Origin of the sequence: Hallerella porci, assembly GCF_003148885.1 — a bacterium.
Taxonomy (GTDB): domain Bacteria; phylum Fibrobacterota; class Fibrobacteria; order Fibrobacterales; family Fibrobacteraceae; genus Hallerella; species Hallerella porci.
Genome location: NZ_QGHD01000047.1, coordinates 1 through 9,524, shown reverse-complemented (window position 1 = coordinate 9,524; position 9,524 = coordinate 1). Strand labels below are relative to the sequence as shown.

Below are 9,524 nucleotides of genomic sequence, written 5' to 3'. Positions count from 1 at the left end.
GCAAAGACAGTCCTACAAGAGAACCTTGAAGAAGGTCCATCGTGACCAGCGTTTCCGCAATCACCCGAAGAACGGCAAGAAGGCTCACAAGGCAGATCGCAGGCTGAAGACAATCGCGGGACGGCTCGTCCGTGAATTAGAGCGAAATCTCGCCAGCAAGAACTTGTTGAACACGTACAAAGAAAAAATCGAGCTTTTCAAAAAAGTTCTGGCACAGAAGAAATGCGACAAGGACAAGGTCTATTCGCTTCACGAACCCGAAGTAAAATGCATCGGCAAGGGCAAGGAACACAAGAAATACGAGTTCGGCAACAAGGTGTCAATTGCCCGGAGCTACAACGGCATCATCGTCGGCGCAGTCGCGTTCAGGGACGAGTATGACGGCCATACGATAGACGATACGCTTGACCATGTTGAACAAATGCTTGGATTCAGGCCGAGCCAGGCAGCATGCGACCGGGGTTACCGCGGACAAAAGGAATCCGGCACGACAAAGATCGTGATACCGGACGTCCCGAAGAAAAACGCGACCTACTACCAGAAGAAAAAGGCGCACAAGCTTTTTTGCAAGAGGGCTGGCATCGAACCAATCAATGGTCACTTGAAGAGCGACCACCGCATGGGTCGCAACTTCTACAAGGGAATCTTTGGCGACATGCTCAACGCAAAGCTTGCAGCAGCAGCGTTCAACTTCAAGAGGGTCATGAGGCGCTTTTTTGTTCTGTTGGAATGGCTATACTGTTGCTTCCTTTGCCGGGAAGGGGTGAATAAAAACGGCGAACCTCCTTATCCTGCGCTCGCGAAGTGACTTTTTAAGGGTCAACTATATAAAGTAAGGTGTCCCGATTTCCACAATAGGGATGTTGTGGTGTTTTGGCATTTATGCAGGGCCGGAAAAAAGGAGCTATCTGCCAAACCAGTAGCGGTGCATTTCTGCCACGAAGTCCCTATTCAGCGGGATGCCGGATGCGTCCGGAAGTACGGAATCGATGAAGCAGTCAGGGCAAATCTTCGATCTTTTTACAAGATCTTTGTTGTGGGAAGAAGCCTTGCGTGCGTCACGCAGTTTTTGAATATTTCTCATATTTTTTCCTTTATGTTGTTATTGAATCCATCCTATATGGATGAGGTGTTTTCGAAGAAAGCGATTGTACTCCTTGCGGAAATTCGCAAATGCGCGAGAATCGCTAGGGGTGCAGGGAATGATGAAAAATTTTGTGGACGTTAGATGCTGTAAAATAGGGTGCTTAGAATGACGAGAAAGTTTCCAGCGGCCGCTATTGAGCATCGCGTTGCACATTTCATTGATGTGTGAATCTTTCGATAAAGTTTGCATGAGTTTTCTCCTTTTTTAGAAATTTGGATTTGATAAAGTCCTTGAGCCTTTACGGCCCAAGAACTTTTGAGTTATCCCTTAGAGGGATTCCCGCCGCGGCCACCGCCGGATTTGTTTCCGGTGCTGGAAGGCCATCCGACCCTGTTCGGGTTGATAGGTGGTTGTCCGTTGTGCTTTTAAGACGAACAGCTAGAACAACTGCGTCTTGAATAGTCGATCGCCTGTATCGGGGCCTTTGTTGCCGCTCTGTACTTTGACGTTTGAGCCTTTGAAGGAATTTCCTGAAATACGTACCGTATAGGTGTCCAAGATGCTGAATTTTTCGACAGCCTTGTAGCAGAGGACATTGGTCATAATTTTGATGTCTCTGGAAATGCCATTCAGGCTTTCGATGGATTTGATCATGGATTTTCCGGAATGGATGACGGAATCAATCAAGAGGACTTGCTTTCCTTTCAGCTGTTCTTGATTGTCCTGGAAAAAGTGGGGAGAGGCTTTGTCGTCGAAGAAGACGATTGGACAATCCAATGCATCGGCGATACCCATGGAGAATGGGAGTCCTCCTCGCATAAAGCATACAGCGACGGAGTTGTGAAAATCTTGCTTGAAGGCGGAGGTGAGTTCAAAACCCAGGCGGTAGTGAGCGTGGCGCAGGCTTGCTCCAATGACGTTGGAGTCGCTTTTGCAGATTGCAATCCATTCGTTGATGCTTTCGTTGTTCTTGGCTTCGGTCAATGCGTTAATCATTAGACACCTTCGATGTTGTTATACTGATTGGGGTTTTGTTTGAATTGTTTGATTTTTGTTTCGGGATGGGTGTTCAGATATTCCTGCACGGAAGAGCGTGTTTTTCCCGGTGCATAGATGACGCCCTGCATAGAGGCCGCTTCCAACATATAGATGTCGGTCAAGCTGTCACCGCAGGCGAAAACTTCGTGGTCGTGAGCAATGTTTTGGGCGAGATATCCCTTGACAAAATCGGAAATCGTTATGCCCAAGGTTTCGTCGCTACTCACCATCAGATCAACGATGTCGTGTTCTCTGAAAATTTGCTGCCAAATGGCGCTGATTCCTGAAGTGACTCCGACAATGAAGTAACCGTTATTGCGGAGTTCGCTGATTTTTTCAATCACAAGGGTGTTGAAATGGAATTGATTGGTGGAGGGTTGCACCGTAAAATTCTTGTGCAGTTGGTTATATTTCCAAAACTGATATTGTGAATAAATGTCATCAGCAAAAATTTCCTTGACTTTTTCCAAGGAGGCTCCGTTTGCTTTGAAATAGTCCGTTCCGGTGTCTTCTTTGACGATGGTTCTGTCGCAGTCAAACAGCGCAATCTTTTCCCTAGAGGCTTTGCTTTTGCAAATCTCGGCAAGACGGATTGCCTGCTGATAGCTGTTGCGCGTCCTGTAGTTTGTCGTGTAGGCTTCAATGAAGACGATGGTGCTTTCAAAATCGCTGTCAAGAACGATGAAGTCCTTGTTGATTTTGAAGCAGATATCGCGAAGTTCACTGATTTCATTCTTTTGCCATGCTTCAATGTCGCTTGCAGAAAGGTTTGCAAATTTTTGGTTCTTTGCAGAGTTCTGGATGCGGTTTTTGACATCTTCCGGTTTTGCTTTCAGATAGAAAAATGAGTCATAGCATTCCGCATCTTTTTTTGTGAATACGATTTCGTACTTGCCGTCTTTAGGGAAACAGTAATGACCATCTGCAAAGATGTTTTCCTTTTGCATAAGCTTTTGGGCGTATTCGGCGCGGATATCGTCTTTTTCGCTTGCAGAAAGTTCCTTGAAATTTTTTCCAAAGGAGTTTAAAGCAATGGTGTTTAGGGATTCCGAGCCTTTGGGGTGTTCGTAGCCTTCGAATTTACCGGATTCGAGGAGTTTCTTTATAAATGTGTCCTTGCCACAGCAGGAGATTCCATAGATCGCGTACTTCATATAGGTATCCTTTTAGAGGTTGTCGTAATAGCACTGACCATCAGCGCATGGGGTAATGTGGGTGACCATATAACGTTCAATTTCGTCAATAGGGTCTGTTGCGTTGCCGAGTTCGTATTTGGAGTTCCCGACGAATCGTCCGCAGGGGTAAACTTTTCCGTTGTCGAAATAGATGTTGGTGCGCCCGACACCGCAAAGTTGGCCGTACATGGTGCAGTCGTATTTCTTGGCTTTGAACTGCCTCATTTCAAGCTTGTGGGCCTGGGCAAGTTGCAGAAATTCCTGGAAGTCTTTTTTGCTGATGAACAAATGCGGAGATTCAACATCAACAAGTCTTGAAAACGTGACGTTCTTGAAGTTTTCTTCGAAAAAGTTTAAAACGCTCTCGGCATGGCGTAACGTTTCGCGGTGGACTGTGGCGTTTACAGAGGGGGCTTCTCCAAACATCTTTTTATAGAGTTCTACAGATTGCATGATGGTTGCAAAAGATCCTTTCCCGGTTGCATTTACGCGGCACAAGTCATGGATGAATTCGTATCCGTCAATTGAAAAGCAGAGCTTGATGGTGTTGCGGTTCTCGTAAAAGAATTGGCGGATATCCTCATTGAAATGCATCCCGTTTGAAATGGTGTAAAAGCTTAAAAGGCGCTCCTTGTCTACGACTTTTACCATTTCGATAATGGCTTTGATGAGGTTGAAGCGCAACAGGGGTTCACCGGAACCAACGAGTCCAATCTTTATATGGCCTTGATGAGCTGTTGCGTAGTTCAGAAGGTTATGGATAATTTTCTTGGCACTGGTTTCGCCGATTTCAAGAACGCTTTTTTTATCAATATGCGTGTCGAAATGGCAGTAGGTACAACGAAGTTGGCATTTGCTAGAGAGAGAAATGCAGACGCGGTCAATCATGATTAAGCTTCCTTAAAAATGTTCAAGAGTTCTGAGTTGTGACTTTTGATGGCGTAGTCTTTTGCGGTGAGTCCTTCGAAACTTCTGATTCTCGAATCAGTTAGTGGATAAAGAAATCTGACGCAGGACACTTGTTTTTTGATGCTGGCCTTGATAAGAGCTGTGAACCCGTTGGAATCCTGCTGGTTTGCGCAAGCTCCATTCTGACAGAAATATTGGACAAAGTCTTGTTTCCCATGCCATGCTGAAATCATGAGTGCCGTATTGCCATGATTTTTTCCTTGAGACTGACAGTCAATATCAGCACCTGCTTCTACGAGTGTTTTAACAAGTGTCATTTCTCCAAGTTGAACTGCGTGGCTGATGGCGGGGAGTCGGTATTTGGCTTCGTCACAAAGATTGCAGTTTGTTTTTGGGTGGTTTGCAATAAATTCAACCATGGATTTATCTCTGTTACGGACGGCTTGGATGAGCGGGGTATAGCCTGATTCAGGATGGATGAAGTTGGGATTTGCTCCTTTGCTTAAGGCTATTTGAGCGGCCTTGAAGTTTCCTGCTTTAACTTCTTCAAAAAAGCGGAATGAAGCCTCTCTGTTAAAACAGTTGGCGTTGAGAGGAAACTTTTCTTCAAAGTCTTGTAAATTCAAAACCTCAAGATTGCGCAACTTATTCTCGACAAGAGAAAAGAAAACATCGTTCGTAAGCATATACACTGTGCTGTGGATGTTGCGCTTGGCGACTTGCGTTGCTGCAAAGATGATTTTCTGATCGTTGATGCCGCTAGCATTTTCTTCATGAAGTATGGAAATCTTGTGCGGGTATTCCTTGCAGAACTTCTCGATTGTAACCATGGCGAGCCATGCTAGCTGTTTTTGCCCATGATCCTTTTGATAATTGAGCTCGGAAATAACGGTGTCGGGGATGATAACCTGGCTAATGCTTTCGTTTCCGAGAAGCTGATTGATGATTCTTGGACGGTTGAGTATGGCGCAGGTGTCTATGACGAAAATGGTGTTCTTTTTAATCTGAAGAATTTCATCGGCACTGACATGGAATGCTTCATGGATTCTCATAATCTGCTCGGTTGTCGGAATACATTTGGCGAGTTCCCAGTTGGATACGGTCGGGCGTGAAACGTTTAGCTTGCGTGCGAATTCGTCTTGGGTGAGATTGTTGCTGTTCCTGATTTTCAGGATTGCTTTGGCGGTGCTTTCGAAGTTCATTAGTCTGCTCCTTGTTGATGTTTGATTTTATGACGCAGAACGAGGGACTGTCTCTTTTTTTTAACTTTGATGTCAGTTTTTCTGACATTCACGGTCAAAAAAAATGACGTTTCTGAGTCCGATGTCAGATTGCAGTGTCTTGATGGCTCTGCTCTTGTAAATGCCCTTGATGTAGCGATAAGGCTCGGCGGAAAAGAATATTCGTTCACCTTTTTTTAGCGGGGCGTTGTCAAAGCAAAAATTCTGGAGTTTCACCCAGACATGGTCGGCGAGAGGGTTGCCTTCTTCGTCTCTGATTTGAGTCAGGATGGCGACGGTTTTGTTGTCCGAAGTTCTGCCGAGTCTGCCGAAGCTGGCGCTATAAGAATGCTGCGTAAGCGTTGTTCCAAGATTCCTCATAAAATGTCCTCTCTTTTTTTTGAGTCAGGAGGGATTTTCCCGCCTTCGTTTGCAGATGTAGAAACCCTAAAAGGGACAAAAAGGGACAAAGAAAAATGTGGAAAAATGGCGTTTTTTTTCGCTAAAATTGGCGGTTTGGGGCAAATTTCGCCAATAGCCTTGATTTTTTAATGTGGAAAAAAATTATTTTTGTCCCTCAAGGAAATTTTATGAACGAAAAAAATCCTTTTATAGATCAAATCAAGGAAAAAGTCCAAAAGGCACGAACGCTTATCAAGGATACTGTTCAAGAAGTTGCTGATGATAGCGGCCTTTCGACAAAAGAAGGCCGTGAGGAAATTCTAAAAAGGGCGAAAGCCGCTGCTGATAAGGCGAAAGAGTCTGTAATTCATACTGCTCAGCGTGGAACGTCAGCAACAAAAAGAGCGGCGAATCAAACGATTAGAATGGCACATGCAAAAAGTGAAAAAATAAAGACCACCATAAAAGGTAAAGTTGATAATATGAAGGTGAATGAAGTGGCTAAAAAAAAGAGTGTTAAGGGAGCCGCTATTGTAGCTGCCGGGCTTGCCGCTGGTGGAATTGGTGTTGGCGCAGGTGTCGCTGTGGATGATGCCGATACTCATTGTGCATATTTCACTCTTGAAGAAGAATACTATTTGATGCAGGCCTGTGTACGTTCTTGTGGTTCTGACCGCATTGATAAATGTGCCGAAAAAATTAAAGAATTTGAATGTAAAGAAAAGAAAGATTATTTAGACTCTATGAATGATTTAGAATATTCTTGTCCGATAGGAAATTCTTATAGGTATAGATATTAATTTGAGTGAAGTGATTATGACCGACAAAGTTCAACAATGGCGAAATCTGCGAAACGAGCTTGATGATATGCTTAAAGCTCGTGAAAAGAAGTACGCCGAAGCGGTCAAGGAATACTATAGAGAAAATCCTAAAGACGCTAGCGAAAAGAAGTCCTCAAGCAAAAAGTTCAGCGTAAAAAGCGATTACGATGAATTTTCTTATGACAATTGCGTCGAGAAAAAATATTGGAAGAAGCGACCGAAAAACGATAAGCCTTCGGAAAGCGAATTGAAGGCGGATCAGCCGGACCCTAAAAGGCTTGAACAAGCGATTGCCTTCTTTGAAAAACTGAAACAATTTTTAATGGCTAAAGATTGCCCAAAGGCTGATCAATGGCTTATTGAAAATATTGGCCTGGATAGATATAATCGCTTTAGAAAAGAAGTGATTGGACCCATTAAACAAGAAAAGGAGAATCAGCTCTTTTCCGGGATGAAAGATGAAAACGGAAGGGATGAATTTGATTTTTAGATTATGAAAAAATTATTGTTAATTTGCTTTATCTTAGTTGTAGCCTTGCTAACCTCTTGCGACGATCAAAAGAGAGAATGTGTTATCAAGGCTTCTAAATGCTTGACAGACGAGGCTTACCGAGATTCCCTTTACAAGGGTTGGAAAGCTCCGATTAACAAGGATTCTCTGGTGGATTCTGTTTTTGCTATGTTGCGTGAACAGCGCCAGATTTTGTTGAATCTGAATGCCGAAAAGAACGCTGCTGCGCCCGCGAGTGTAGAAGAAAAGTCGGCTCCGGAAATTCAGCCGGTCATTGAAACGCCGAATGCCGCTCCAGTCGTTGAAAATGTGGAAGAGCTTGTGCGTGAAGAAAGTGCCAATGAAGTTGCAAATGTTGCCTCCGAACCTGTTGTTAATGAACAACCTAAAAATCCAGAAATTCAGCCTAAAGAAAGTAAATGGGGAAAACTTTTAACGGGAGCTGGTGCTGCTATTGCCGGGGCCGCTGTTGGAGTTGCCGTTGTGGATAAATTGGTCTGCAAGGAACGTTTAGATATAACAGTTGAATATAAGTTGATGGTGGCGTGCCTCAATAGCTGTGGTTATGATGAAGAAACTCTTGAAAAATGCGGTGCTGGCATAATGCAGTGGCTTTGCAAGGAAAAAGAAAAAGCCGAAACGATTATGAATCGAGTGAGTAATTCTTGTGTAATTAAATAAGATTTATAAAACAATGATAATTGTAATGTGAAACGAAACTTTTGAGACTTTGTGATTTGTTGTGCATTGACGACTTGACTTCAGGACAGTCTAGGCAAAAATGTGGATTGGTGCCAAGTTTGAAAAAATGGAGAAAAGGTCGGGGGCTCGTTCGAAGTTGCAGTAAGAAACAGACTTTCACGCTTGTCGAAATCCCGAAATTTTTGAATGGCAAATATGATGCGGACAATAGCATGCTGGCCGCTGGTCGATCATTCCGCAGCCGATTTAAGAATCACTAGAGCTCGTCTATGATAGACGGGATCTTTAACTTCTTCACGACTTCTGCGTCGGCGGGGAGCCAGTTGACGGTGTGGAGCTCGGATCTGTTCAGCCATTTGGCGGCTTCGTGTTCGAGCAGGGTCAGGTTCCTGCTTTCGATGGTGCAGTAAAAAGTGTGCATGGTCAAGTGGAATTGTGGATAGTCGTAATCGACCGTGCAGATGAAGCTGCCTACGGAAACGTTTATGGCGAGTTCTTCCTTGAGTTCGCGGGCAAGCGCCTGTTCGCGGGTTTCGCCGGGTTCCATCTTGCCGCCGGGGAATTCCCAGCCGCCCTTAAAGTCTCCGTAACCGCGCGGGGTTGCAAAGATTTTTTCTCCGTTCTGGATGACGCCTGCGACAACTTCGATGGTCTTCATGGAATGGGAATGTAGAAAAATGGGGTGGGGATGATGTTGCTATAATAGGGGGGTATAAACCTTAATGCGAGTTAGTATCTATTTGCTAGAATAGTGATCCATTGATTGTGCAAAATCATAAAAAGCATAAAACAACGGATAATGTGTTGATTTTTCGGCGTTCCAATTGTATAAATAGTTGACCCTTAAAAAGTCACTTCGCGAGCGCAGGATAAGGAGGTTCGCCGTTTTTATTCACCCCTTCCCGGCAAAGGAAGCAACAGTATAGCCATTCCAACAGAACAAAAAAGCGCCTCATGACCCTCTTGAAGTTGAACGCTGCTGCTGCAAGCTTTGCGTTGAGCATGTCGCCAAAGATTCCCTTGTAGAAGTTGCGACCCATGCGGTGGTCGCTCTTCAAGTGACCATTGATTGGTTCGATGCCAGCCCTCTTGCAAAAAAGCTTGTGAGCCTTTTTCTTCTGGTAGTAAGTCGCGTTTTTCTTCGGGACGTCCGGTATTACGATCTTTGTCGTTCCGGATTCCTTTTGTCCGCGGTAGCCCCGGTCGCATGCTGCCCGGCTCGGCCTGAATCCAAGCATTTGTTCAACATGGTCAAGCGTATCGTCTATCGTATGTCCGTCATACTCGTCCCGGAACGAGACCGCGCCGACAATGATGCCGCTGTAGCTCCGGGCGATTGACACCTTGTTGCCGAACTCGTATTTCTTGTGTTCCTTGCCCTTGCCGATGCATTTTACTTCGGGTTCGTGAAGCGAATAGACCTTGTCCTTGTCGCATTTCTTCTGTGCCAGAACTTTTTTGAAAAGCTCGATTTTTTCTTTGTACGTGTTCAACAAGTTCTTGCTGGCGAGATTTCGCTCTAATTCACGGACGAGCCGTCCCGCGATTGTCTTCAGCCTGCGATCTGCCTTGTGAGCCTTCTTGCCGTTCTTCGGGTGATTGCGGAAACGCTGGTCACGATGGACCTTCTTCAAGGTTCTCTTGTAGGACTGTCTTTGC

The 9,524-nt window shown here is 44.8% G+C and carries 12 protein-coding genes; 5 read left to right on the top strand and 7 right to left on the bottom strand.

Annotation, left to right across the window (positions count from 1 at the left end; translation table 11 throughout):
- A partial coding sequence (locus tag B0H50_RS12605) for a transposase (RefSeq protein ID WP_408609881.1) occupies nt 1–808 on the top strand: 808 nt, incomplete at its 5' end.
- 717 nt (nt 809–1,525) lie between these two features.
- Here the strand turns inward: B0H50_RS12605 and B0H50_RS12590 are convergent.
- The 5 genes from B0H50_RS12590 to B0H50_RS13215 form a co-directional block, all read right to left on the bottom strand.
- Nucleotides 1,526–2,083, bottom strand: a complete 558-nt coding sequence (locus B0H50_RS12590; protein ID WP_109587888.1) for a phosphoribosyltransferase — start codon at nt 2,081–2,083, stop codon at nt 1,526–1,528.
- Nucleotides 2,083–3,279, bottom strand: coding sequence for an AAA family ATPase (locus tag B0H50_RS12585; protein WP_109587887.1), 1,197 nt, complete (start codon nt 3,277–3,279; stop codon nt 2,083–2,085). The genes B0H50_RS12590 and B0H50_RS12585 overlap by 1 nt, the downstream gene beginning before the upstream one ends.
- Before the next feature lie 12 nt (nt 3,280–3,291).
- Entirely contained in the window at nt 3,292–4,188 is an 897-nt protein-coding gene (locus B0H50_RS12580) for a radical SAM protein (RefSeq protein WP_109587886.1), read from the bottom strand.
- Nucleotides 4,189–4,190: 2 nt separating this feature from the next.
- The gene (locus B0H50_RS12575; protein ID WP_109587885.1) at nt 4,191–5,411 is read right to left on the bottom strand and encodes an ankyrin repeat domain-containing protein; all 1,221 of its coding nucleotides are present in this window, start codon (nt 5,409–5,411) and stop codon (nt 4,191–4,193) included.
- 72 nt (nt 5,412–5,483) lie between these two features.
- A complete protein-coding gene (locus tag B0H50_RS13215) occupies nt 5,484–5,810 on the bottom strand; it encodes a hypothetical protein (protein ID WP_146193773.1) in 327 nt (108 codons plus the stop codon).
- Between the two features lie 3 nt (nt 5,811–5,813).
- On the opposite strand from B0H50_RS13215, the gene B0H50_RS13405 reads away from it, so the two are divergent.
- From B0H50_RS13405 to B0H50_RS12555, 4 genes are read left to right on the top strand one after another with little or no spacing between them, the layout of a single operon-like run.
- Nucleotides 5,814–5,981 (top strand): hypothetical protein, encoded by a 168-nt coding sequence (locus tag B0H50_RS13405; protein ID WP_158275928.1) that lies wholly within the window; start codon nt 5,814–5,816, stop codon nt 5,979–5,981.
- A gap of 38 nt (nt 5,982–6,019) precedes the next feature.
- Nucleotides 6,020–6,631 carry a hypothetical protein gene (locus B0H50_RS12565; protein WP_146193772.1) on the top strand — a complete coding sequence of 204 codons (612 nt, stop codon included), beginning with the start codon at nt 6,020–6,022 and terminating at the stop codon, nt 6,629–6,631.
- Between the two features lie 16 nt (nt 6,632–6,647).
- Nucleotides 6,648–7,142, top strand: a complete 495-nt coding sequence (locus tag B0H50_RS12560; RefSeq protein ID WP_109587892.1) for a hypothetical protein — start codon at nt 6,648–6,650, stop codon at nt 7,140–7,142.
- Between the two features lie 3 nt (nt 7,143–7,145).
- A complete protein-coding gene (locus tag B0H50_RS12555) occupies nt 7,146–7,844 on the top strand; it encodes a hypothetical protein (protein ID WP_109587882.1) in 699 nt (232 codons plus the stop codon).
- A gap of 277 nt (nt 7,845–8,121) precedes the next feature.
- Here B0H50_RS12555 and B0H50_RS12550 read toward each other — a convergent pair whose 3' ends face one another.
- Nucleotides 8,122–8,523 (bottom strand): (deoxy)nucleoside triphosphate pyrophosphohydrolase, encoded by a 402-nt coding sequence (locus tag B0H50_RS12550; RefSeq protein ID WP_109587881.1) that lies wholly within the window; start codon nt 8,521–8,523, stop codon nt 8,122–8,124.
- 193 nt (nt 8,524–8,716) lie between these two features.
- Nucleotides 8,717–9,524: transposase (locus B0H50_RS12545; RefSeq protein WP_408609880.1), on the bottom strand; the 808-nt coding region annotated here is incomplete at its 5' end.

Excerpts from the sequence above, each read along its gene's own strand:
- B0H50_RS13215 (WP_146193773.1), bottom strand. The coding sequence starts at position 5,810 with ATGAGGAATCTTGGAACAACGCTTACGCAGCATTCTTATAGCGCCAGC.
- B0H50_RS12555 (WP_109587882.1), top strand. The coding sequence starts at position 7,146 with ATGAAAAAATTATTGTTAATTTGCTTTATCTTAGTTGTAGCCTTGCTA.
- B0H50_RS12590 (WP_109587888.1), bottom strand. The coding sequence starts at position 2,083 with ATGATTAACGCATTGACCGAAGCCAAGAACAACGAAAGCATCAACGAA.
- B0H50_RS13405 (WP_158275928.1), top strand. The coding sequence starts at position 5,814 with ATGTCCTCTCTTTTTTTTGAGTCAGGAGGGATTTTCCCGCCTTCGTTT.
- B0H50_RS12585 (WP_109587887.1), bottom strand. The coding sequence starts at position 3,279 with ATGAAGTACGCGATCTATGGAATCTCCTGCTGTGGCAAGGACACATTT.
- B0H50_RS12560 (WP_109587892.1), top strand. The coding sequence starts at position 6,648 with ATGACCGACAAAGTTCAACAATGGCGAAATCTGCGAAACGAGCTTGAT.
- B0H50_RS12580 (WP_109587886.1), bottom strand. The coding sequence starts at position 4,188 with ATGATTGACCGCGTCTGCATTTCTCTCTCTAGCAAATGCCAACTTCGT.
- B0H50_RS12575 (WP_109587885.1), bottom strand. The coding sequence starts at position 5,411 with ATGAACTTCGAAAGCACCGCCAAAGCAATCCTGAAAATCAGGAACAGC.
- B0H50_RS12565 (WP_146193772.1), top strand. The coding sequence starts at position 6,020 with ATGAACGAAAAAAATCCTTTTATAGATCAAATCAAGGAAAAAGTCCAA.
- B0H50_RS12550 (WP_109587881.1), bottom strand. The coding sequence starts at position 8,523 with ATGAAGACCATCGAAGTTGTCGCAGGCGTCATCCAGAACGGAGAAAAA.